Origin of the sequence: Serratia sp. NPDC078593 (assembly GCF_050268245.1) — a bacterium.
Classification (GTDB): Bacteria; Pseudomonadota; Gammaproteobacteria; order Enterobacterales; family Enterobacteriaceae; genus JBNNGK01.
On sequence record NZ_JBNNGK010000002.1, the window covers coordinates 307,386 to 329,809 of the forward strand.

Genomic DNA, 22,424 nt, shown 5'->3' on the forward strand with positions numbered 1-22,424 from the left:
GGTTGCCGGAAAATGCATCATCCGTCTTTAAGGTGGCGGAGTAATTTTATTAAAAAGCGCGCGTTAGTAAGGGTCGAACAGCTTCGACCCCAACAGGCTCAGCAAAGGGATGGCTTTGTTATCAGCTTTTAAACATGACCGCGCAGCTTATTCTTCGTTGCGGGCCATTTGTTGGCGCTGATACTCGTCGCTAGCAGCCTGAATCTCATCCAATACCGAGCCGACATCGGCCTGCTTGTTACTCTCACTGAACTTACCGGTCAGCTGGCTATCCGGCGTCAGATCGCCTTCTTGATAGCGTGCCCAAATCTCTTTAGCGTACTGGCTCCCCAGCAGTTGCGGGGCGACCTGGCCGTAATACTGGGTCATATTATTGATGTCACGCTCAAACATGCTTTTTGCATGGTTGTTGGCGGCAGCATCGACCACCTGCGGCAAGTCGATAATGACCGGCCCATCTTTATCCATCAACACGTTGAACTCAGACAAATCGCCGTGTACCAGCCCGGCGCACAGCATTCGTACGGCATAATTCATCATCAATGCGTGGTCAGCCAGTGCCTGCTCTGGCTCTAGCGTAATGTCACTTAACCGTGGGGCGACTAACCCTTCATCATCGGTGATCAGCTCCATCAGCAGCACGCCATCAAGGCAGATGTCTGGCTGGGGTACCCGCACGCCCGCGTTGGCCAATAAATGCAATGCATCGACCTCGGTATTTTGCCAGGCTTCTTCCTGCTGCTGGCGGCCAAAGCGCGAACCTTTATTCATGGCGCGCGCATCACGGCTGTTACGCACCTTGCGGCCTTCCTGGTAGTGAACCGCCTGCTTAAAATTGCGTTTGTCCGCTTCTTTGTACACTTTAGCGCAGCGGATTTCATCCCCGCAGCGCACAATAAACACGTCGGCTTCTTTGCCACTTTTTAAACGGCGGATGACATCGTCAATTAAACCATCATCTACCAATGGCTGGAGTCGTTTTGGAATTTTCATGCAGCCTTGTACCCTATTTAGGCTCTGGTGTGAATGTTTTACGTCATCGTATCGAATAATTTAGACCAGAAAGGCCGGAATTAGTTTTGCATCCAGGACGTTAGCGACAATCTATCAGCAGTTTTCCGCTAATACCTAACACTACCGCTATTGAGCGTAAAGTTAGCACGGCCATGCTCATTTGTTTCGATGATGTCTTTACGATGAACGAGAAAATCGCGCCACCGCGTATAGGCGAGTGTATCACCTAGCGCGATCGTTTTGCTGCTTTCTACGCCGTGGGTGAGTACCACTACGCAACCGGGGCTTCTGCGGTGCTGCTTCCTGCGATAACTTACCGCCATTAGGGTAATACCAATGAAAAAACTGCAACAGCGTGGTTTTTTCGTCATCATCCCGCCTCCCGCTTAGCGAAAGTAAGGTGAGGGCGGCAGTAAACGAAGCCCGTCAGTGACGTCAGCGCTCAGTTAAGCATGGGCTAAATTTGTGAAAAGGGGAAATGAAGGCAGCCGTTATCGGCTGCCTGAAGCTGAGGTTAGCGCTGACTGGCGTAATGCGGTGAACGTGGCCCATAAAGGAGTTCACCGTCTTTACCGGCGGAAAGCAGACGCGTATTGGCGATAGCACCAATATCGAAGCCTTTGTCGCTAATGGTATCGGCGATTTGAGCAATAGCCGCATTGATCACCATACCCAGCAGACTATTGCCGCTGCTATTACGGTTTTCGTTGCTAGATGCGGTCGCGCTGCCGCTCCACAGTGCTTTTCCATTACGCAAATCGACCAAGCGCGCCTTTACGCTGACGCGGGTTTCGCTATCGATCACTCGATAGCTGGTGCCGTACTGTTCAATGTCCAGGTACAGCACCGCATCAGCACCGAAGATGTGATGCAACTTCTGGATGCTAACGGCCCGAATGTCATTGGCGTTGCTCAACCCATTCTGCTGGAACGTTTCTTCAACCACGGCGACAGGGAACACATAGTAACCTGCCTCGGCTAAGGGTAGCGTGGCGGTTGAAAGGACGCTGTGGCTGGCGTTGACATCCGGTGACAGGTTAACCGGCGGCGTCACCAAAATGGATTTTGGTTTGCTTTCGTGGAACGCAGCATAGTCGTAAGGGGCTTTTTTGGCGCAGCCGGTTACCAGTAAGATGGCCAGCGCGGCAAGTAGGCTGAATGTCCGTTTCATTTGAAGCTTCCTTTATCCTTAGCCATCAGGAAATCCATAAACGCGGCGGATTCGGGGAACAGGCGTTTTTCAGTATTAAACTCGGTAAATGCCCGATCTGGGCGGCCGCTCTTGGCGTACAGCAGGCCCAGTTGCGCGTGCAGGCCGGGTGGCACCGCTTTATCGTTAGCGCGGGAGGTTTCGACCATTTGGTTCAACGCCGCAATTTGCTGTTCCGAACTCACGCCATCCTGCTGATAATATTGATAAACAGTGGTTTGATAACCATCCCAGTTGTACAAGGTTTTTGGCGTTGTGCAGCCAGCCAGCAGCGTTGCCGCCAGCAGCACAGCGCTGATATTTTTTATTGTCATGTAATGTACTAATCCGTTAGTTTGCCGGGCGCCATGCGCCGCTTTCGATGCCGGTGACTAAATTGTTGACCGCTTCACGCACGGCCAAATCCAATACTTTGCCGTTCAGGGTCGAGTCATAGCTGGCGGTGCCGCCAAAGCCAATCACTTCACGGTTCGACAGGCTGTATTCGCCCGCACCTTGGGTGGAGTAAACCACTTCTGAGGTTTGTACGTTAACCACGTTCAGGTTTACTTTGGCGTAGGCAACCTGTGATTTCCCGCGGCCGAGAATGCCCCACAGTTGATGATCGCCCACTTCTTTACGGCCAAACTCGGTTACGTCACCGGTGATCACATAGTTGGCGCCTTTCAGCGTCTGTTTTTGCCCTTTCAGGCCCGCTTCCGTTTTCAACTCATCCATGTTGGTGCGATCGAGCACGTTAAAGCGGCCAGTTTGCTGAAGATGGGTGATCAAAATGGTTTTGGACTGATTACCCAGACGATCGACGCCGTCAGAGAAAATACCGTTCATGTAACTGGAGCGGTTATCAAACTTGCCGACGGAAATCGGGCTGCGCGGGCCTTGATAGCTGGTTTGGTAGGACGCGACTTTAGGTACGTCCAGCGAACGTGAGGATTCGGTTGCACAACCGGCCAGCATGCTGGCGGAAAGCGCAATGGAACAAAGTACGAATGATTTTTTCATATCAGTGAAATCTCTCCTTGATAGCAGACACCGGCAGGGCTGCCGGTGTCGATTGAAGAGCACCGGGTATATTGGCGCTCTGCAGGGGAATCCTACCAGAAAAAGATGTCGGGAATAGCGTAAATACATCGGTATTTACCCTTAGTTTATGCGGAACGTCTTCACCTTATTATTGTTATGCGCTATGTTAATTAGGTAACACTATCAACTAATTTTAAATTTACTGATTGCATGAGGAAGGACAATAACGTGGAGATCCGTGATTTTCGGGCGCTTTCCCGACGTCTGGTGCGTGAACTGGGGATGTTGAACAAGCAAAGCAACGGATCGCGTTTTTCGCCGTTGCAAATACACCTGATGATTGAAATCAATCAGCAACCTTTAGGGGTCGTTGAGTTGGCCGCCCAGTTGTGTATTGACAAGGCCAGCGCCAGCCGCGCGTTACGCAGCCTGGTGAGTGCTGAAATGATCGAGGTGATTGAGCATCCGCATGATAAACGTCACACGTTGCATCGTTTAACGCGAACGGGAAAGAAAACGTTGGCGGCGATCGAGACTGATGCCGATGACTTTATGCAACAGGCGATAGCGCAGTTGGATGTCGATGAAGTGGCAATGACCGTTGCGGCGATGAAAAAATTCTCTGCTGCATTGGGTAGCGCACGTAAGCAACGGACTGCGGCGTTGCACGTGCGGCCAATAGCCGCGCAGGATGATGCGGCAATGGCGGCGGTGATCCGGGCCACCTTCCGGGAATACGACATGGATAAGATGGAAGGGGTTAGCGTGCACGATCCCGATTTGGATCAATTGACGGCAGTTTATCAGCAAAACGGCGGGCGTTACTGGGTGGTTGAACAGCAGGGCGAGGTGGCGGGCGGCGTGGGTATTGCGCCGCTGGCAGGCGGTGAACCTGATTATTGCGAACTACAAAAACTGTTCTTTAAGCCACAAATCCGTGGCTTGGGCATGGCACGTTACATGGTGGTACAGGCGATGAAAGCGGCACGTGCGGCGGGGTATCGTTACTGTTATTTAGAGACCACGGAACAGTTGAAAGAGGCGGTCGGTTTGTATCTGTCGTTGGGTTTTATTTCGTTGAGTGAGAAGCGGGGCAATACCGGGCACCACGGGTGCAGTATTTATATGCTGAAAGAGTTAACGACCGACAAGTGACCAGGGCAAATAACAGCGGGGCAGGCAGCCTGCCCCGAAGATTAGACTGAAACGGTTTTTTGTTAGCGATTTAATCACAAACGATTTGGCTGACCGGTGCTTGCTACACGCAGAAACCCATAGGCCAAGGGGAAGCGGAGCTATGGGTTGGGGCAATAATTCAACAACCAAGGTTATGCAGCCTAGTTGCTCGCGCCATTAGTGATAAACGATCGCGGTGCCGTGCAGTTTGTTATTGCCGGTCGTTGAGGTGATCTGGAATGATTTGGCCCCCACGTGGTCGGCTTTAGCGGCCAGTTTGTGTTCCAGACTGGTTAAGTCGGAGGCACCGCTTACGCTAATCACGCCGGCTTTTTGCAGATCGGCTGGTTGGCTGTTGACCAATTCCGCAGCAAAACTACCGAATGAGGTGGATGCAAGTGCTATAGCAGCGATGGTTATTTTCAGGTTTTTCATGGTCTTAATTCCTATCTTAGGCTGTTTGTTTGTTGATTTTTAAATCATTAATCATCGATAATTTAATTTGGCCAGCGGATTTTGTGTTGTTATATAGCTCACCGATTAAATTATTTGTAGCTGATACCACATCAGAGCGTTGTTGGCATACTGATGCATAACGACATGATTAACGTATTGTTATTTATAGATTACTGCCGTTCCATGCAGTTGGTTATTGCCGCCGGCACTGGTCACGCGGTAAGAGGTTGCACCGGCTTGGTCGGCTTTTTCTGCCAGGCTGGCCTCCAGCGAGGTCACATCTGCAGCACCGCTGCTGCTGATAACGCCAATTTTTTGTTGTTCAACGGGCTGGCTATTCACCTGCTGCGCGGCAAAGCTGCCGAAAGAAAGTGAGGCTAACGTGATGGCTGCCAGAGTAATAGTTAACTTTTTCATTAGGTTATTTCCAAATTGAATAGGTTTGAAGAGTGGCTGTTGTTGCTGTCGCTACATTTAAATAACGATCGATAATTAAATGGTAATCGCTTCTCGACGACAGTGCAATATTTTTTTATAATGATCGTTAATTTAATTGAGCCACGCTGAATCGGCGTGTAATAGGTGAGGGGCTATGACGATCAAAGAAGAGGCATGTGCCAAGAAAACGCGTGGCAGACCGAAACAGTTCGATCGCGATCGGGCGCTTGACTGTGCACTCGACGTGTTTTGGCGTTACGGTTATGAATCGACGTCGCTAGCCGATTTGGTCGAGGCGACCGGTGCCAAAGCGCCAACGCTGTATGCCGAGTTTGGCAACAAAGAGGGATTATTCCGCGCGGCGGTGGAACGTTATCTGACGAAGTACACCACCTGCACTAATCAATTACTGGAGCAAGCATTGCCGATTGCCGAGGTGGTTGAAGCCTATGTGCGCGCCTCAGCCGATGTCTTTACCGATCCGCAAACGCCGTCGGGTTGCTTTATGGTCTGTGCGTCTGCGGCTCTGTCTTCGTCGTCCAGTGATGTCGCTGAAATGCTGCGCCGCAAGCACCAAGCGCAAGAGGCAAGCCTGAAAGCCTGTTTCGATCGAAAAGTACAGCAAGGCGAGTTACTGGTAAAAACCGACACCGCGCTATTGGCGAAATACATTATGTGTACCATTGAAGGTATGTCGGTGCAGGCGCGTGAAGGTGCCGATCGCGATGAGTTAATGCGTTTGGTTGATACGCTGATGCTGATTTGGCCGCGTCTGAGCCAGGTGGGTAATAAGGTTTAACCCTCGGCCATGACTCTCCGGCCACGTTGGAATGATGGCCGGCGGTTATGGTTTATTCCATTTCATATGCAGCAACGGAAAAGGGTTGCCTTGCCCATCTCGTTCAGAACGACCCATGCTCTTGAAACCATAATGTTGATAAAAACCTACCGCCTGCGGATTTTGCTCGTTGACGTCGAGTAAGATTTCGTCATAGTGCGTTGCAGCAAAGGCCAGCAACGCTTTGCCGATGCCTTTACCCCGTTGATTGGCGTCAATGAACAGCATTTCGACTTTGTTCGCGTTCATGCCGATAAAACCGCAAATGTGTCCGGCGCTATCTTGTGCGCACCAAACCGCGAGCGCGGGTAGATAATCGTTAGCGACCAACGGTTGTAATGCGTTGAGCTGCGCTTCGGTGATGAAGTGATGCGTGGCTCGTACTGAATTAAGCCAGAGAGTGACGAGCCGCGGATAATCCTCGGCGGTGCTTGGTTTGATGGTTATCATATTTGCCATTCCTGTCATCGCGCTTGCGGGTAGTGAACGTTACGGCTGGCGGCTATGCTCTGATTAATACAAGAAAAATCCTGTGATTACCCCGTTTTTGAGATTTTTACAGGTGATTTCGAGCGTCGATGCGTTTTACACTGGAAAAAACCCGAATTCAATTTATATCCTTAACAATCCACAATGTTTAAGGACTGTGTACAGCGCTGATGCTGTATAGCGATCTTATTGAGGTGATATGAACGAGTCATACGTACTTGCTGAAGTCAGTAATGAAAACCAAACGCTGGTTGCGGTGGTTCAGCAAGATCACCGAGCCGCCTATTTTTATATTTATCCCGCCGAAGCCTTTAGCGAACGTTTTCAGGTGCGTGCCTGTTGGTTGCGTAATTTGCTTGCCGCGCCGTTGCAGGAAGACAGCGCCGCATTGGAGCAAGGCCAACCGCCGATGCTGGCCGCGGAATACTGCCGCAATCTGGAAGGTGAAGCGCCGCTGAATCCTGAGGGATTACAGGTTGTGTGGAGTGAGAGCGATGATGGCGCAGCGCTGTGGTATTACGGCCAACTGCTGGCGGTGATTCCGGGATGGAGTTTATACATCGATCATGCCGTGTGCTATTCCGCCAGCTGTATTAAAGAAAGTGCGTTGGCTTATCCGCTGGGTTCCGCCTCGACCAATACCCAGTATGCGCTGGCGGAAAATACCCGCCAGTTTTGGCGGCGTTGGCAGCGGGAAGAGGGGAATCCTTGGCCCAAGATGCAAAGTGATTACCTGGCGCAGTATGAACAGCATTTCGGCCCGTCAGTAAAATATTATGCGATCGATCAAGGTAAATGGCCGCCGATGGCCATCACCCAACATGAGCGTGACGGCATTTATTATTTCTTGACCATGGGCGTCAGCATTCGTCCGATGCCGTGGGTCGATATCTTATTTAATGATGATGCGCCGAACTATCGCCGTATGGAGCTGGGCATCGCTATCGACGGCCAATACATGACCGAAGAGAGCGCGATACAGATGGCCAGCGCGTTGGCGGGGTTTGCGCATGTGCCATGGGCGCAACTCACCTGGATGGGTGAAGGGCACACGTTAGCCTCGGAAGTCGCCCCGCAAGGCTATGCTGGCTACCTGCTGTCTTCATTGTTTTATCCCTATCATGAACATTTGGTGCTGCCAAAACAGCATGGCGACCCGGTGAATATTTATTGGGCTACACCGGTATTTGACAGCGAGCAACAGCAGGTGCATGCCACGCCGAACGGGGGGCATGAACTGGTCAGTACGCTGCGCGAAAACGGTGTTGATCATATCTTCCGCCCGCGCCAGCCGGTGCGTTGATGTGTTGGGTTGGATGCGATGCAGGCGCGCGCGCCACACAACAAACATGGCGCGATTCCTTGCATGAAGGGCTTGACGTGGCCGTCGAGTGAAGAGTAGTTTAGCTGGCATGAATACTTTCCCGTGCTCCATGCTTAATCTTTGCTGGTGGCGCCTTTACTAAGGCGGCACGGGTATTCACACCTCTTTCATTATGCCGCCGGTTTGGCGGCATTTTTCATGGCGTTGATCCGGCGATATATCGCGAAATTATTCGATCAGGAGCAATGTCATGCGTTACACCATTCTTACCGGCGATCGCGCCACCGGCCCACTGCATTTAGGCCATTATGTTGGCTCACTGCGTCAGCGTGTTGAGCTACAACAACAGCACCAACAAACGGTCATGATTGCTGATTTACAAGGGCTGACCGATAACGGCAGTAACCCGCAAAAGATCAGCGCCAACGTGTTGAATATCGTCGCCGATTATCTGGCGGTGGGCATCGATCCGCTGAAAACCACGCTGTGTTTGCAATCCGCGTTGCCTGCATTGGCAGAGCTCACCCAGTATTATCTTAATCTGGTCACGGTGGCGCGCTTAGAGCGTAATCCGACGGTAAAAAGCGAAATTGCCGAGAAAGATTTCTCCCGCCGTTTACCGGCCGGTTTTTTGGTTTATCCGGTGAGTCAGGCGGCCGATATTACTGCGTTCGCGGCCACGCACGTGCCGGTAGGTGAAGACCAATTGCCGATGTTGGAGCAAACCAACGAGATCGTGCGGCGCTTTAACCGCATTGTGGATCGCGATGTGCTGGTGGAATGCCAGCCGTTGTTGAGCCACGTGAGCCGTTTGCCGGGATTGGATGGACAGGGGAAAATGTCAAAATCACGTGGCAACGCCATTACCTTGGGCGCCAGTACCGAGCAGATACACGCTGCGGTCATGAGCATGTACACCGATCCACAACATTTACGGGTTAGCGATCCCGGAAAAGTGGAAGGCAACATGGTATTCACCTATTTGGACGCTTTTTGTGATGACGTTGAATTAGTTGCAGAGCTCAAAGCACAGTATCGTCATGGCGGATTGGGCGACGTAAAAATCAAAAAACTGTTGGAAGACGTGCTGCAAACGTTGTTGGCACCGATACGTGAACGCCGAGCCGCCTATTTGGCCGATAAGGGCGAACTGGTGCGCATACTCAAAGTGGGCACACAGCAGGCTCATGTGGTGAGCCAGCAAACGCTGGCGCAGGTGAAAGCGGCAATGGGGCTGGATTTCTTTACGCTGAGCGATGGATTCTCTGGCGCGGATAATCGGTGAGATGCAGGCCAAGCGACGAAGAATGCGCTAGGTGACAATGCTGACATTCAGCCGTGGTTCGGGGAACTGAGCACGGCCGATCGCCATGTTGTTGAACGATCATGGAGAAATATTACCGTTGAGACGGTTTCGCGGTGGCCAGCAAAAAAGCCAAATCGATTGAGAAACCCCTAACCGATCCTTATACTGCCGCACATATTCAAGGTGTGCGGCAGCGAGCGTATCTCGTACTGCGCGCCTTCTCGGTTTACCAGCTAAAGGCAATTCCATGATTAACAATGACGTACTGCGCAGTGTGCGCTATATGCTGAGCATTAACGACGCAAAAATGGTTGAGATCGTTAAACTGGACGGTTTCGATGTCGACGTTGCGGCTATGGGCACTTACGTCATCAAAGAGGGCGAACCGGGTTTTGAAAAATGTCCTGATGAAGTGATGGCACATTTTCTTAACGGTTTGGTGTTCTTCAAACGCGGCAAGGATGACAAGTTTCCTGCGCCTCCGGTGGAGCTGCCGATCACCAATAATCTGGTATTGAAGAAACTACGCGTCGCGTTTGAACTGAAAGACATCGATCTGTTCCAGATTTTTACCGCGGTTGATTTCCGCATCTCCAAGCCGGAGTTGAGCGCGCTGTTCCGCAAACAGGGTACGAAGAACTATCGGCCGTGTGGCGATCAAATGTTACGTTACTTCCTGAAAGGACTGACACAGCGCGTACGCGGCGCATAAGACCCACCACCCAGCTCCGTTACCGCCGAATTGCACCTCGTTCCGTCGTAGGGGTCAGGCATGCCTGACCCGCATTTACCCGCGCGCCTGAACCTCGCCAGTACACCCAACTTTCATCGTAGGGGTCAGGGATGCCTGACCCGCATTTACCCGCGCGCCCGAACCTCACCAGCTCACCCAACTTTCATCGTAGGGGTCAGGCATGCCTGACCCGCATTTACCCGCGCGCCCGAACCTCACCAGCTCACCCAACTTTCATCGTAGGGGTCAGGCATGCCTGACCCGTTTTTACCCGCGCGTCCGAACCTCGCCAGTACACCCAACTTTCATCGTAGGGGTCAGGCATGCCTGACCCGTTTTTACCCGCGCGTCTGAACCTCACCAGTGCACCCAACTTTCATCGTAGGGGGCAGGGATGCCTGACCCGCATTTACCCGCGCGTCTGAACCTCGCCAGCGCACCCAACTTTCATCGTAGGGGGCAGGGATGCCTGACCCACATTTACTCGCGCGTCTGAACCTCACCAGCGCACCCAACTTTCATCGTAGGGGTCAGGCATGCCTGACCCGTTTTTACTCCTGCTGCGCTATCGCTGAATAATCGAAAGGGGCGGAAATGTGACCAACACAATAACATTGCGTATCATCACTCACCTGCGTCGGTAACGCCCGCCACAGGTGCATTTGCATCCATTGCCAATTGGCCGGATCAAATGCGCTAATGCTAGCCAGCGCCTGCGGATGTGCACATTGCTGATTGCGTAGCTGCGCCAAATCACTGAACGGTGAGATACGCTGACGCGTCACGCTGGCAAAGCGCGCGTCGTGCAGACCTGCGCGGTCGAATTGCGTGAGCCAAGGTAGCCAATGATTGACCTGCGGCCAACCAAATGATTGCGTTAGCCCAACAAACCCTCTGCTGAGTAAAAACTCACGCATACCACTGCTGCTATTCCAAAGATAAAACGGCGCATAGCGGTTTTCTGCGCTGTGTTCACCTTTAAGCGCATATAAATAGGCTTTAATGATTAACTGCGGGGCGTTATCCAGTAAATGACCCGTGTTGGCGATACGCTGGCGAATAATCTCCATCGGGTAATCGGCGGGAAGCGTGAAACAATATTGCATGGCGAGCATGATGATTCTCCGAAAATGATTGACGGCATTAGCGTGCCACGCCATCTTCATCATGAAAATCGGCAATATTTTGATTAACAATCCACAAAATCAGGATGGTTAGCATGGGGCGGATTACCTTTGATCTCGACGATTTACGCAGTTATGTCACAGGCATTGAACTGGGTAGCTTTGCCAAGGCTGCAGAGCGCTTGGGGCGCTCAACCTCTGCCGTTAGCGCGCATTTGAAAAAGTTGGAACAACAGGTGGGCACACCCATTTTGCGTAAATCAGGACGCGGCATGGTGATGACCGAAGCGGGAGAAATGTTGCTTGGTTATGCGCGCCGCCTGCTGGAGTTAAACGATGAGGCAGCGGCGGCGGTACGAGGCTGGGATTTACACGGCACGGTAAGGTTAGGTTTGCAGGAAGATTTTGGCGAAACCTTCTTGCCACAGGTGCTAGGCAGCTTTGCCCGTGCCCATCCGCGTGTGCGTATTGAGGCGCGAATCGCCCGTAATGCCGAACTCATTGACTGGGTGATGAAGGGGCAGCTTGATTTGTCTTTGACCTGGGATAGCGGTGTTGATACCCCGTTTCAGCAGGCTTTAGGGCAACGAATGATGCACTGGATCGCTTCGCCGAACTTTGAAGCAGCGCGTTGGCAAACGCGGCAACAACCCTTACCGCTGGTGGTATTCGACGCCCCTTGCCTGATGCGCAGTGCGGCGACTCAGGCATTGGATCGTGCCGGTATTCCTTGGCGCATTGCTTTCATCAGCCGCAGCTTAAATGGCATATGGGCGGCGGTCAGCGCGGGGTTAGGCGTGACGGTGCGTACCGAATCAGGTATGCCTGCGAACCTGACACTATTACCCGCAGGGGAATTACCCTTGCTCAGCCCGTTAGGGGTGATATTGCATCGTGCGCAGGATCAGCCAGACGCCGCCGTGCAACGTCTGGCACAGATTATCGCTGAGCGGCTTGAGTGCTAATCTTGCGCAATGGGTTGTTTGCCGTCTAGCGCACCCCACTCGGTCCATGCGCCATCATACAGTGCGACCTGTGGCGCTTGCAGCGAGAGTAAACCGAATGCTAACACCGCAGCGGTGACGCCGGAACCGCAACTGGTAATGATGGGGCCATTGATATCGACGCCTTTATCGCTAAAGGTTTTTCTCAATGCTTCCAGCGACTTAAAACGGCCGTTTTCCAGCAGTTCTGGATAAGGAATATTGATACTGCCGGGAATGTGGCCACGATGTAACCCCGGGCGCGGTTCGGGGGCTTCGGCATAGAATCGCGGCGCGGCGCGTGCATCCAGGATCTGTGTTTTCCCTCCGAGTGCGTGTTCAACCTGCTGCATATTGACCACGGCGGCAGCGTCAAACTGGGCATTGAATGTGCACGGTTTACGCGTGTGATGGCCGGTCTCTAGCGCATTAGCGCGGGCTTTCCAGCCATTAAGCCCTTCATCCAACACGTAAACATTTTTTGCGCCAAAATGACGAAAAGTCCACCAGCCGCGCGGTGCTGAGAATTGATTACCGTCGTCATAAAACACGAGAGTGCTGTTTTCACTGATGCCCAGTTGACCCGCGGCAGCGCTAAATTCCTCTGCGGTGGGCAACATATGCGGCAGCGTGGTGTTTTTGTCGGCAACCTCATCAATATCGAAATAGACCGCCCCCGGAATGTGTCCGTTGGCAAACTCGGCCAGCATATCTTTTTTAGGCACTAATCCGACGGGTGACATACGCACGTCAACCACGACCAGATCGCTATCATTAATGTGTTTTTCAAGCCATTGAGGCGTCACTAAAAAAGGAGAGTTCATCGTTAATGTTTGCCTGTAATAAAACCGGTTTTTTACTATACCCTAAATCATTCGAGTTGCATGCAGGCGGTAGCGCAGGGGGGTATCGGTCAATTGTGTGGGGAGTGAAGAAAGCCAACACCCCAGCAATGTGAAATCTGACGGGATATACCTTAACTCATTGGCGTTGCATCACAGCAAGATACCCGTGCATCGGATACCGGTCTGGCAGGTCATGGCTGCGCGGGTGATTTTCCGAGGAAAATAGCATGGCAGAGCAGTGTTTTGGCGGCGCGAAAATTGCGTTGTTGCACCAAGAGGCGATATTGGTTTATCTGCGCGATAACCGTGCGGATATCCCGTGGCCAGGACAGTGGGATCTACCTGGTGGTGGGCGTGAAGGGCATGAAACGCCGTTAGCCTGCATCCAGCGCGAAACGCGAGAAGAATTTGGGCTGACGGTGTTGCCGCAACATATACTGTGGCAACGTCGTTACGATGGCGTACTGGTCGGTCAACCTGCGACCTGGTTTATGGTCGGCACCCTTGCCCCGCAGCAGATTGCTGCTATTCAATTTGGCGAGGAAGGGCAATATTGGCGGATGATGGCCATTGATGTGTTTATCCACCATCCGCACGCTATTTCGCATCTACGTCAACGGCTGGCAGACTATATGATTATGCGTTAGAGCTTCCAGGCGTTCACGCGGGCAATCAGCGCCGCTATCTGATGATGTGAAAACGCGGGCAATCAGCGCCGCTATCTGATGATGTGAAAACACCTCAATGCCATGCTGGCGTAACAATGCTGCGGTCACGCCGCTGCCGGGTTTGGTGCGCCCTTGAAATTCACCGTCATAAATCATTTGGCTACCGCAAGATGGGCTGCCATCAGTGAGCAATGCAAAATGACAATTATGTTGGCGGGCGGTTTCCAGCGCCAAATGGGCACCCAGTAAATACGGATGAGTGACGTCGTTACCTGTGGCTTCGCGGACTTGCGCGCGCTGCGCGAGTACGGCTGTACCGTCGGCGGTTGGGCTGATTTCTGCTGACGGCCGTGGCGTAGAAAAACCAGCGGCCAACTCCGGGCAGCAAATCACCAAGCGGCCTTCGCGTTGCCAGCGCGTCAGCGTCGCATCCACGATAGGTTTATCTGAGCCGTTATAACGTACTTTAAAACCTGCCAAGCAGGCGCTGATGAGAATTTTTGGCGACATGGTTAGCGTCTCGGTAGCGATGGCGAAAGTGCTGGCAGACGGACTGCCCCACACGCGGTTTTATGCTAGCAAAACGCGCCAGGTGAAGCACCTGTTGTTGGCGCGAATTACGTTCTAACCCCAACTGTACCCAGTAAATGAAATTTATGTTTCATCAATGCGGTGGGTTTTCATCTGTGTGCAGTATTACGCAGCATTATTACAGTTGTTTCAGCCGCTGTGCCGGAAATCATGAAGGCCGTCACGAATAGACGTTATTTTTTATATTCCTCTTGTGATGAAAAATATATTTTATAAAATCCAAAATTGGATGAATTATTCCGATTTGTGTGTGACGAGTGTAGTAAAACCCATGCTGAGGAGATAAGGATGAAACAGGTTCGCATCGGATTGATTGGTACTGGTTATATTGGCCGTTGTCACGCGATTGCCTATGCCCAAGCGAGCACGGTATTTCCGTTGAAAGGGGAGTTAGTGTTAGAGATGTTGGCGGAAGTGACCCCCGAGTTGGCCAGCCAGCGCGCGGCAGAGTTCGGTTTTGCACGTTCAACCGGCGACTGGCGTCAGTTGGTGGCCGATCCGGCGGTCGATGTTGTCGACATCTGCGCACCTAATTTTTTGCATAAAGAAATGGCGTTGGCAGCGATTTGTCACGGTAAACATGTTTATTCGGAAAAGCCCTTGGCGTTGGATGCTAACGATGCGTTCGATATGGTGCAGGCGGCGCAGGCCAAAGGGGTTAAAACGTTGGTGGGGTTTAACTATATGAAGAATCCTACCAGTCAACTGGCGCGTGAGATTATCGCCAATGGCGAAATCGGTGACGTGGTGCATTTCTACGGCACCCACAATGAGGACTATTTGGCTGATCCGCGTACTCCGATGGATTGGCATTGCCGTAAGGCCAGTGCGGGGCTAGGGGCATTAGGGGATTTGGCTGCGCACATTGTCAATATGGCGCACTATTTGGTGGGGGACATCGTAGCGGTATCCGGCGATCTGCAAACGGTCATCAAGCAGCGGCCAGATGCTAAAAATCCCGCCCAATTATGCGAGGTAGAAAACGAAGATCAGGCCAGTGCGTTGCTGCGCTTTGCCAACGGAGCCATGGGCACTATCGAAACGTCACGCATTGCTTGTGGCCGTAAGATGGGGCTGACTTACGTCGTTACCGGTACCAAGGGCACACTCAGCTACACCCAGGAGCGAATGGCGGAGTTGAAGGTTTATCGCCACGATGATCCTGCCGGGCGTCAGGGGTTTAAAACGCTGTTGGTGGGGCCAATGCACCCGGATTATGCCGCCTTCTGCATCAGTGCCGGTCATGGCATTGGGTTTAACGATCAAAAAACTGTGGAAGTACGCGATCTGGTGAACGGCATTGCTGCTGATGATCGTATGTGGCCTGACTTTGAGGAGGGCTGGAAAGTCTCTTGTGTATTAGATGCGATTGCCGCTTCGGCGGAGCAGCGGTGTTGGTTGGCGGTGAATAATAAATAATTTATCACCCCATGAAGTTAATAACGTCTTAAGCCAAGATGCCATTAAGCTACTACCTTGCTAACTTATTAACCTAGTAACTTACTGGCCTAGTAAAGCACTAACTTGTTTAATTACTGCATTAGTGAGTGAGCAAATTGCCCGCTTATGGCGTTGGCAATTTGCTACGGCTCACGAAGCTGATAATCCCGCCACAACGTGACTGCAATATCATTTCTCATGCGCACTCATCAGTCTGCTGATGCTTCTTTTCCATACTACGCCAATCTTTGAACTATCATTGACTACGTTATGATTTTGCCGATTTATCGTGGTACGCAGGGTAAAAAATCTATAGGGTAGAACGTGTTGCCTGACAATTCGGTAACCGTAAGGCGTTAAAAAGGCGAGGCAAATGGATAAATAGGCCGGCTAACGTCGCGATTCACGAGCTATAGCGATGAAAATCGCCGGCAAGTTGGGTAAGCGCCGCAGGCGACATGGATTGCGCGCGGGATGCGTGCAGCACCCCATTAATTATCCTATCGAAAAACAAGCATGAGGAAGCAACAATGGCATTCACCTCCCCACGCGGACGTATTTTTGCGTTGGCGTTGAGTCTTCTTACTGTCACTACTGGTGCCGTACAGGCGGCAGAGTCGGTACGTGTTGGTTCAAAAATTGATACGGAAGGTTCGCTGCTGGGCAATATCATTGTTCAGGTGTTGGAAGCGAATGGCATCAATACCACCAATAAATTGCAGCTTGGCACCACCAAGGTACTGCGTGGCGCTATTACCAGCGGTGAGATCGATATCTACCCAGAATACACCGGCAATGGCGCATTCTTCTTCGCTGATGAAAAAGATCCGGCCTGGAAAAATGCCAAGGCCGGTTTTGATAAAGTTAAACAGCTCGATTACGACAAAAATAAACTGGTGTGGCTCGACGCAGCACCGGCCAATAATACCTGGACTATCGCCATTCGGCAGGATATTGCACAGGCTAATCATTTGAAAACGTTAGCAGATTTAGGCAAGTGGATTAATGCTGGCGGTAAATTCAAACTGGCTGCATCGGCTGAGTTTATTGAACGCTCCGATGCACTGCCTGCGTTCCAGAATGCTTACGGCTTTACGCTCAATCAAGATCAGTTACTAACGCTGGCCGGCGGCGATACGGCCGTGACCATCAAGGCCGCTGCACAGCAAACCTCTGGCGTTAACGCGGCGATGGCCTATGGCACAGATGGCCCGGTGGCAGCGCTTGGCTTACAAACGCTCGACGATCCAAAAGGTGTGCAGCCGATTTACGCGCCAGCGCCGATTATTCGCGAGGAGGTATTAAAACAGCACGCTAACATCGCTGAACTGTTAAAACCGGTATTCGCTTCGCTTGATGGGCCGACACTGCAAAAATTAAACGCGCAAATTGCGGTGGAAGGACAAAATGCCAAACAGGTCGCTATTACCTATCTGAAACAAAAGGGATTTGTAAAAGGATAAGGGGATGTTGGGGGGAGCGTAGTGCTTCTCCCCAATGGTAAGGGCACACCATGGAACCGGAGAGTTTTTTTGACTAACGTGTTAAAAAACCGCGTAATACTGACGCTGTTTATCTTGTTAATCATGGCGGCATTTTGCTTGCCATTCCTCAGTTATGCCCCCAACCGCCTTCTTTCAGGTAAAAGCATCGGCCTAACCTCACTGTTACATGGTGCGGCGCTCTGGCTGCTGGTGCCTTTAGCGCTGTTGGCGGTGCTCAGTGTGTTACCACCGAACCGACGTAATGCGTCGTTGACTGCGATTAGCGCGTCGATGCTGTTGGGCTTAACCTTTTGGCTGAGCGGTTATGCAGCGCAACAATTGGCGTTAGACGGTTCACCGCTGGCGCGCACCTCGTGGGGCAGCGGCTGCTGGCTGATGCTGGCGCTGAGTTTATTGATGGCCGCAGAGGCTATTGCACGTATCACCGCATCCCAGTTGTGGCGTATGGTGGGGAACACGCTGGTAGTGCTGCCTGCGTTGCTGTTGCTGTTCACCGACCAACTGGACGGGCTTTCGTTACTGAAGGAGTACCACAACCGGCAAGAGGTGTTTGATGCCGCGTTGATGCAGCATCTTACCATTCTACTGCTCACCATTTTGCCGGCGTTAGCGATCGGCGTACCGCTTGGCATGTGGTGTTTTCGTTCGCCACGCGGGCAAAGTGTCATTTTCTCTACGCTCAATATTATTCAGACCATACCGTCAATCGCATTGTTCGGCTTATTAATTGCGCCGTTGGCCGGGCTGGCGGCGGCTTTACCGTGGCTGGCACGCCACGGCGTGAGCGGTATTGGCTTGGCTCCGGCGATTGTTGCTTTGGTCATGTACGCGTTGTTGCCGTTGGTGCGCAGCGTGGTGGCCGGGTTACAAAGCGTACCCGCGAGCGTGATTGAATCAGCCTGTGGCATGGGCATGACGCGTGGGCAGATCTTTTGGCGTGTGCAATTGCCGTTGGCATTGCCGCTGTTCCTCACCGGCGTGCGCATTTTGGCGGTGCAGACCGTTGGGATGGCGGTGATTGCGGCGTTGATTGGCGCCGGGGGTTTTGGTGCCATTGTATTCCAGGGATTGCTCAGTAGTGCGCTCGATCTGGTGTTGCTGGGGGTGATCCCGGTGATCGTGATGGCAGTGATCGTCGATTCACTGTTTAAATTTATTATTTCAGCTTTGGACGTCAGCCGCCGATGATTAACTTTGACCAGGTAAGCAAAATATTTCAGGGCAAAGCGGCGGTGGATAATCTGTCGCTTAACATTGCCGAAGGGGATTTTACCGTGCTGATTGGCACTTCTGGCTCAGGTAAATCCACTACCTTAAAAATGATCAATCGGTTGATTGAGCATGATCAAGGGAAGATCTACTTCGCAGGCGAAGAGATTCATAAATTTAAACCGCAGGATTTACGACGGCGTATGGGCTATGCCATTCAGTCCATCGGCCTTTTCCCACACTGGACGGTTGAAGAGAACATCGCCACCGTGCCGCAGCTCTTGAAGTGGCCACGGGCGCGTATTCGCGATCGCGTTACCGAACTGATGACGTTATTGCATCTGGATCCTGAGCTGTTTCGCCGCCGTTATCCCCATCAGCTCTCTGGCGGCCAGCAGCAGCGGGTGGGAGTAGCGCGCGCGTTGGCCGCCGACCCCGAAGTGTTGCTGATGGATGAACCCTTTGGTGCGCTCGATCCGGTCACGCGGGGTACGTTGCAAACAGAGGTGGCGCGCATTCACCAACTTTCTGGCCGCACTATCGTGCTGGTCACGCACGACATTGATGAGGCGCTGGCATTGGGTGACCGGATTGTGCTGATGGATGCTGGCCGAGTGGTACAGCAGGGCACACCGTTTGAAATGTTGACCGCACCGGCGAATGATTTTGTCAGGGATTTCTTTGGCCGCAGCGATCGCGGCATAAAATTATTGGCGCTTGGCAGGGTGGCGGAACGGATACGGCCAGGGCAGGTGGATGGCGAACCGATCGCCGCAGAGATGAGTCTGCGGGAAGCTTTATCGGTATTTGTTGCCCGCGGCAGCGATTGTTTGCCGGTCGTGAGTGGGCAGGGCGAGCCTCTCGGTGTGCTGCACTTTAGCGATTTAATTGCGCAAAAGGCGCTGCCATGATCCGGGGAAAGCGGCCACCGCGCGGTGGTGTACTGTCATTGTTACGCGATCCCTTATCGTGGCTGATCGCACTGTTGCTGGCGTTAGTGTTTGGCATGAACCATCTGCACGGCGTGTTTTCCGCGTTATTTCCCGATCTACAACGGCCTATTTACCAGCAGGACAGTTTTGTCTCGTTGACGGTGGCGCATTTGCTGTTGGTGGCGATTTCCAGCCTGATAGCGATGATGATTGGCATGTCGGCGGGCGTCGCGGTGACCCGATTAGCGGGTAAAGCGTTTCGTTCACTGGTGGAAACCGTCGTCGCGATAGGTCAAACTTTTCCGCCTGTGGCGGTGCTGGCGATCGCTGTGCCGGTCATGGGATTCAGCGAGCAGCCAGCGATCATCGCGCTGGTGTTGTACGGGCTATTGCCAATCTTGCAAGGCACGCTGACTGGCATCGACTCGGTGCCAGCGGCAACGCGTGAAGTGGCACAGGGCGTAGGCATGAGTCCGTGGCAGATTTTGTGGCGCGTCGAATTGCCGCTGGCCGCGCCGGTGATTGTCGCCGGGATTCGTACCTCGGTGATCATTAATATCGGTACGGCGGCGATTGCCTCAACCGTCGGCGCCAAAACGTTGGGATCGCCGATTATTATCGGTCTGAGCGGCTTTAATACGGCTTATGTGATTCAGGGCGCGCTGGTTGTGGCGTTACTGGCTATTATTATCGATAGGGCGTTTGAACGTTGGGTGGAGCATCTGACGGCGTGGCGTCAGCACGCGTTGAGCTCGTCGTCTACGATAGGATAGGGAGTCATCATGCAAGTCTCTTTGCCGATGTACGGGGTTACGCATCAGCAGGTAGTGCCATTTTGGCGAGCGTTACGGGCCAGGCTGCTGCGGCTTGGCCTGCCAACGGTGCCGGAAACGCTAAGTTGGCCGCAAGATTTGGCGCACCATTGGCAGCAACCAGATCTGTTACTTAGCCAAACCTGCGGCTATCCGCTGGTGGCTTATCTGCCGCAGGTGCAATTGGTGGGGACTTACCATTATCGTGTTGAAGGATGTAACGGCGCCAATTACAGCAGTTGGTTGGTGGTGCGTAAAAATGATGCGGGCCAACGGCTAGCTGACTTTCGTGGCCGGGTGGTCGCGTATAACAGCACGGATTCGCAATCCGGCTACAACAGTTTACGCGCGTTGATTGCGCCGTTGGCAGAGAACGGACGCTTCTTCAGCCAAGCCATCGCCAGCGGTGCACATTATAACTCGTTAAAACTGATTCAAAATGGCACGGCGGACATCGCAGCCATCGACAGTGTGAGTTTAGAATTGTTGAAACGCGCGCAACCGCAGGCGTTAGCCGGGGTGAAAATCATCGGCCGTACCGCGTCAGTGCCCGGTTTACCGTTTATCACTGCGCCGGGGACGACGGTGGAACAGTTGGAGATACTGCGTACGGCTGCCAATGACATGGTTAACGATCCCGCCAGCGACAGCCTGCTGATTGGTGATTTCAGTCTGGTGCCGCGTTCAGCCTATATGACGATCGAGGATTTAGAACGGCAGGCCGCTGCCGCCGGTGTGACGGCGTTATAGCGGAGATTATTGCGCGTGTTCTGCTGGCATGGGGATAATGCTAGGCGCGGCGCTCTCGGTGGTTGTTTCTTCCTGTGGTGTGGTGGAGCGGGTGTAGATGTTAAGACCGGCTAAGAACACGCCGCCCAGAGAACCGAAGGCGCACAGGGCGATGACAATGACTAACGCTTTTTTCAGCATGGAATTATTTTCGCAGGTGGTTTAAAACAGCAACGATTATAGACCTTGTGTCTATTTTGTGAAATGCCTTTCCCTGAGTTGCGATGAATTCCAGCGACGATGAACCCTAACGTTTAACAGCTAATGACATAGGGGCTTTTTTGCCCCTGTGACCCAATCCGGCACAGGCGCTCAGCCATGCACCGTCACGGTAAGCCGCGCACTGCTACCAAGCAAGGTAATATCCAACCCGGCGTCGTGCCAGGCAGCGAGTTGCTTGCGCTGTGATGCACTCAATGGCCCTTCGCAACGGATAAAATAGCGGTCGGCGCTGAACAGTTGAGGTTGTGGCTGCGCCAGTGGCTCGGGCAAAATAGCGATCCGCAGGCCGGTTTTGGCTAAAATAATGGCCTCCATCCACAGTTCTGTGCGATCGGCGGTGGCACCCCAGACCATCAGCAGGGCATTCTGACCGGGCTTTTTACGGGCACCGGCCATGCAAAATGCGCCATATTCGATGATGATGCCATCCAGCAGCGCCCGTAGTGAGTGCAGTAACGGATTATTGGCGCTCAGTTGCAGACGCAGTGGGCGCAATACGTGATCGATAAGCGCATTAACCGGGTATTCTCGCCCCAATTCATAAATTCGGCTGCGTAGTTTGTTGGGCGCGGGTTGATGTAGCATTTCCAGCAATTGTTGTTGTAACGTTACCCAGTTGGCATTGTCGTCGGGAACGGTTTCACCGGCCAACAATGCTTTCACTTGGCTGACCGGCACGCCACGGGCGATCCAACTGATGATTTCACGAATGCGCGCGACGTCATCGTCGTTAAACTGGCGGTGCCCGCCGTCACTCCGTTGCGGTTTTAACAGGCCATAACGCCGTTGCCAGGCGCGTAACGTCACCGGGTTGATACCGCACAGTTGCGCGACTTCGCCAATGCTATAAACCGCCATCTGCTCTCCTCGCGCCTATGCCACGTCGTTATTTAATGAGTTATCGATCAACACCTGCGGTGACGTCATCGAGTATCAACGCCGTTAATACAGCATTCATCTTGCAAATATTGGATAATATTTTCCAATATATCGTACTGGGCAACACACATCAGCGTTCGGCTTTCACGGTTTTGTTGTATCAAACCAACCGACACTAATGCGGAGATATGATGGCTCAGCGTTGAGCCAGGAATGTCTAGCTGCTTTTGCAATTCGCCGACAGGCAGCCCTTGACTCCCGGCTTTGACCAGATGTTTAAAGATATACAGACGTGTCGGATGCCCCAGCTCTTTCAATGCCTTAGCAGCTTCTTCTAACTGCATATGCCACTCCTTTATCGTTAATATTTCGATATTAGCAGAAATATGTTTTGCGTCACAATTCATTTCGAATATAC

General features: G+C 52.5%; 27 protein-coding genes. 13 read left to right on the plus strand and 14 right to left on the minus strand.

The genetic code is table 11. From position 1 onward, the window contains the following. Positions 1–147: 147 nt before the first annotated feature. The 5 genes from ACQKDS_RS03565 to ACQKDS_RS03585 all read right to left on the minus strand — a co-directional run bounded on the left by ACQKDS_RS03565 (position 148) and on the right by ACQKDS_RS03585 (position 3,226). Positions 148–993: a PA4780 family RIO1-like protein kinase gene (locus ACQKDS_RS03565; RefSeq protein ID WP_399665891.1), complete on the minus strand. Its 846-nt coding sequence runs from the start codon at positions 991–993 to the stop codon at positions 148–150. Between the two features lie 128 nt (positions 994–1,121). Then, positions 1,122–1,388, minus strand: a complete 267-nt coding sequence (locus tag ACQKDS_RS03570) for a hypothetical protein (protein ID WP_399665894.1) — start codon at positions 1,386–1,388, stop codon at positions 1,122–1,124. 140 nt (positions 1,389–1,528) lie between these two features. After that, positions 1,529–2,185, minus strand: coding sequence for a DUF799 domain-containing protein (locus ACQKDS_RS03575; protein ID WP_399665896.1), 657 nt, complete (start codon positions 2,183–2,185; stop codon positions 1,529–1,531). Further along, complete coding sequence (locus ACQKDS_RS03580; RefSeq protein ID WP_399665899.1) at positions 2,182–2,538, minus strand: DUF4810 domain-containing protein; 357 nt, start codon at positions 2,536–2,538, stop codon at positions 2,182–2,184. Before ACQKDS_RS03580 ends, ACQKDS_RS03575 begins: the two co-directional genes overlap by 4 nt. A 16-nt stretch (positions 2,539–2,554) precedes the next feature. Next, positions 2,555–3,226 (minus strand): CsgG/HfaB family protein, encoded by a 672-nt coding sequence (locus ACQKDS_RS03585; RefSeq protein ID WP_399665901.1) that lies wholly within the window; start codon positions 3,224–3,226, stop codon positions 2,555–2,557. A gap of 249 nt (positions 3,227–3,475) precedes the next feature. Here ACQKDS_RS03585 and ACQKDS_RS03590 point away from each other — a divergent pair, with 249 nt between their 5' ends. Continuing rightward, positions 3,476–4,402: a bifunctional helix-turn-helix transcriptional regulator/GNAT family N-acetyltransferase gene (locus ACQKDS_RS03590; RefSeq protein ID WP_399665904.1), complete on the plus strand. Its 927-nt coding sequence runs from the start codon at positions 3,476–3,478 to the stop codon at positions 4,400–4,402. Between the two features lie 198 nt (positions 4,403–4,600). Here ACQKDS_RS03590 and bhsA (ACQKDS_RS03595) read toward each other — a convergent pair whose 3' ends face one another. Further along, positions 4,601–4,858 carry a multiple stress resistance protein BhsA gene (gene bhsA / locus ACQKDS_RS03595; RefSeq protein WP_399665906.1) on the minus strand — a complete coding sequence of 86 codons (258 nt, stop codon included), beginning with the start codon at positions 4,856–4,858 and terminating at the stop codon, positions 4,601–4,603. 180 nt (positions 4,859–5,038) lie between these two features. Continuing rightward, entirely contained in the window at positions 5,039–5,296 is a 258-nt protein-coding gene (gene bhsA / locus ACQKDS_RS03600) for a multiple stress resistance protein BhsA (protein WP_399665909.1), read from the minus strand. 175 nt (positions 5,297–5,471) lie between these two features. On the opposite strand from bhsA (ACQKDS_RS03600), the gene ACQKDS_RS03605 reads away from it, so the two are divergent. Beyond that, positions 5,472–6,116 carry a TetR/AcrR family transcriptional regulator gene (locus ACQKDS_RS03605; protein WP_399665912.1) on the plus strand — a complete coding sequence of 215 codons (645 nt, stop codon included), beginning with the start codon at positions 5,472–5,474 and terminating at the stop codon, positions 6,114–6,116. Positions 6,117–6,161: 45 nt separating this feature from the next. Here ACQKDS_RS03605 and ACQKDS_RS03610 read toward each other — a convergent pair whose 3' ends face one another. Further along, positions 6,162–6,605 (minus strand): acetyltransferase, encoded by a 444-nt coding sequence (locus ACQKDS_RS03610; protein ID WP_399665914.1) that lies wholly within the window; start codon positions 6,603–6,605, stop codon positions 6,162–6,164. A 238-nt stretch (positions 6,606–6,843) separates the two neighbouring features. On the opposite strand from ACQKDS_RS03610, the gene ACQKDS_RS03615 reads away from it, so the two are divergent. The 3 genes from ACQKDS_RS03615 (at position 6,844) to ACQKDS_RS03625 (ending at position 9,986) form a co-directional block, all read left to right on the plus strand. After that, on the plus strand, positions 6,844–7,947 hold the full coding sequence (locus tag ACQKDS_RS03615; RefSeq protein WP_399665917.1) for a suppressor of fused domain protein: 1,104 nt from the start codon (positions 6,844–6,846) through the stop codon (positions 7,945–7,947). A gap of 271 nt (positions 7,948–8,218) precedes the next feature. Continuing rightward, complete coding sequence (gene trpS / locus ACQKDS_RS03620) at positions 8,219–9,253, plus strand: tryptophan--tRNA ligase (protein WP_399665919.1); 1,035 nt, start codon at positions 8,219–8,221, stop codon at positions 9,251–9,253. Positions 9,254–9,521: 268 nt separating this feature from the next. Further along, on the plus strand, positions 9,522–9,986 hold the full coding sequence (locus ACQKDS_RS03625) for a DUF1456 family protein (RefSeq protein WP_399665921.1): 465 nt from the start codon (positions 9,522–9,524) through the stop codon (positions 9,984–9,986). A gap of 572 nt (positions 9,987–10,558) precedes the next feature. Here the strand turns inward: ACQKDS_RS03625 and ACQKDS_RS03630 are convergent. Next, the gene (locus tag ACQKDS_RS03630; RefSeq protein ID WP_399665924.1) at positions 10,559–11,122 is read right to left on the minus strand and encodes a DUF4865 family protein; all 564 of its coding nucleotides are present in this window, start codon (positions 11,120–11,122) and stop codon (positions 10,559–10,561) included. Between the two features lie 104 nt (positions 11,123–11,226). Here ACQKDS_RS03630 and ACQKDS_RS03635 point away from each other — a divergent pair, with 104 nt between their 5' ends. Then, entirely contained in the window at positions 11,227–12,096 is an 870-nt protein-coding gene (locus ACQKDS_RS03635) for a LysR substrate-binding domain-containing protein (RefSeq protein WP_399665927.1), read from the plus strand. Here the strand turns inward: ACQKDS_RS03635 and sseA are convergent. After that, entirely contained in the window at positions 12,093–12,938 is an 846-nt protein-coding gene (gene sseA / locus ACQKDS_RS03640; protein ID WP_399665929.1) for a 3-mercaptopyruvate sulfurtransferase, read from the minus strand. The genes ACQKDS_RS03635 and sseA overlap by 4 nt on opposite strands. Positions 12,939–13,186: 248 nt before the next feature. On the opposite strand from sseA, the gene ACQKDS_RS03645 reads away from it, so the two are divergent. Beyond that, positions 13,187–13,606: an NUDIX hydrolase gene (locus ACQKDS_RS03645; protein ID WP_399665932.1), complete on the plus strand. Its 420-nt coding sequence runs from the start codon at positions 13,187–13,189 to the stop codon at positions 13,604–13,606. On the opposite strand, the gene ACQKDS_RS03650 is transcribed toward ACQKDS_RS03645, so the two are convergent. After that, positions 13,568–14,137 carry a DUF523 domain-containing protein gene (locus tag ACQKDS_RS03650; protein WP_399666231.1) on the minus strand — a complete coding sequence of 190 codons (570 nt, stop codon included), beginning with the start codon at positions 14,135–14,137 and terminating at the stop codon, positions 13,568–13,570. The two genes, ACQKDS_RS03645 and ACQKDS_RS03650, sit on opposite strands and share 39 nt — an antisense overlap. Before the next feature lie 369 nt (positions 14,138–14,506). On the opposite strand from ACQKDS_RS03650, the gene ACQKDS_RS03655 reads away from it, so the two are divergent. From ACQKDS_RS03655 to ACQKDS_RS03680, 6 genes are all read left to right on the plus strand, one after another. Next, on the plus strand, positions 14,507–15,637 hold the full coding sequence (locus ACQKDS_RS03655) for a Gfo/Idh/MocA family protein (RefSeq protein ID WP_399665935.1): 1,131 nt from the start codon (positions 14,507–14,509) through the stop codon (positions 15,635–15,637). 551 nt (positions 15,638–16,188) lie between these two features. Further along, positions 16,189–17,121 (plus strand): glycine betaine ABC transporter substrate-binding protein OsmF, encoded by a 933-nt coding sequence (gene osmF, locus ACQKDS_RS03660; RefSeq protein WP_399665938.1) that lies wholly within the window; start codon positions 16,189–16,191, stop codon positions 17,119–17,121. Positions 17,122–17,244: 123 nt separating this feature from the next. Next, a complete protein-coding gene (locus tag ACQKDS_RS03665; protein WP_399666234.1) occupies positions 17,245–18,351 on the plus strand; it encodes an ABC transporter permease in 1,107 nt (368 codons plus the stop codon). Then, positions 18,348–19,283 carry an ABC transporter ATP-binding protein gene (locus ACQKDS_RS03670; protein ID WP_399665940.1) on the plus strand — a complete coding sequence of 312 codons (936 nt, stop codon included), beginning with the start codon at positions 18,348–18,350 and terminating at the stop codon, positions 19,281–19,283. Before ACQKDS_RS03665 ends, ACQKDS_RS03670 begins: the two co-directional genes overlap by 4 nt. Further along, positions 19,280–20,077: an ABC transporter permease gene (locus ACQKDS_RS03675; protein WP_399665943.1), complete on the plus strand. Its 798-nt coding sequence runs from the start codon at positions 19,280–19,282 to the stop codon at positions 20,075–20,077. Before ACQKDS_RS03670 ends, ACQKDS_RS03675 begins: the two co-directional genes overlap by 4 nt. A 9-nt stretch (positions 20,078–20,086) precedes the next feature. Continuing rightward, positions 20,087–20,866 carry a phosphate/phosphite/phosphonate ABC transporter substrate-binding protein gene (locus ACQKDS_RS03680; protein ID WP_399665946.1) on the plus strand — a complete coding sequence of 260 codons (780 nt, stop codon included), beginning with the start codon at positions 20,087–20,089 and terminating at the stop codon, positions 20,864–20,866. Between the two features lie 6 nt (positions 20,867–20,872). Here the strand turns inward: ACQKDS_RS03680 and ACQKDS_RS03685 are convergent, their stop codons facing one another. The 3 genes from ACQKDS_RS03685 to ACQKDS_RS03695 all read right to left on the minus strand — a co-directional run bounded on the left by ACQKDS_RS03685 (position 20,873) and on the right by ACQKDS_RS03695 (position 22,350). Beyond that, positions 20,873–21,046 (minus strand): hypothetical protein, encoded by a 174-nt coding sequence (locus tag ACQKDS_RS03685; RefSeq protein ID WP_399665949.1) that lies wholly within the window; start codon positions 21,044–21,046, stop codon positions 20,873–20,875. Between the two features lie 171 nt (positions 21,047–21,217). After that, positions 21,218–21,985: a MerR family transcriptional regulator gene (locus ACQKDS_RS03690; RefSeq protein WP_399665951.1), complete on the minus strand. Its 768-nt coding sequence runs from the start codon at positions 21,983–21,985 to the stop codon at positions 21,218–21,220. 65 nt (positions 21,986–22,050) lie between these two features. After that, a complete protein-coding gene (locus ACQKDS_RS03695; RefSeq protein WP_399665953.1) occupies positions 22,051–22,350 on the minus strand; it encodes an ArsR/SmtB family transcription factor in 300 nt (99 codons plus the stop codon). Positions 22,351–22,424 lie beyond the last annotated feature (74 nt).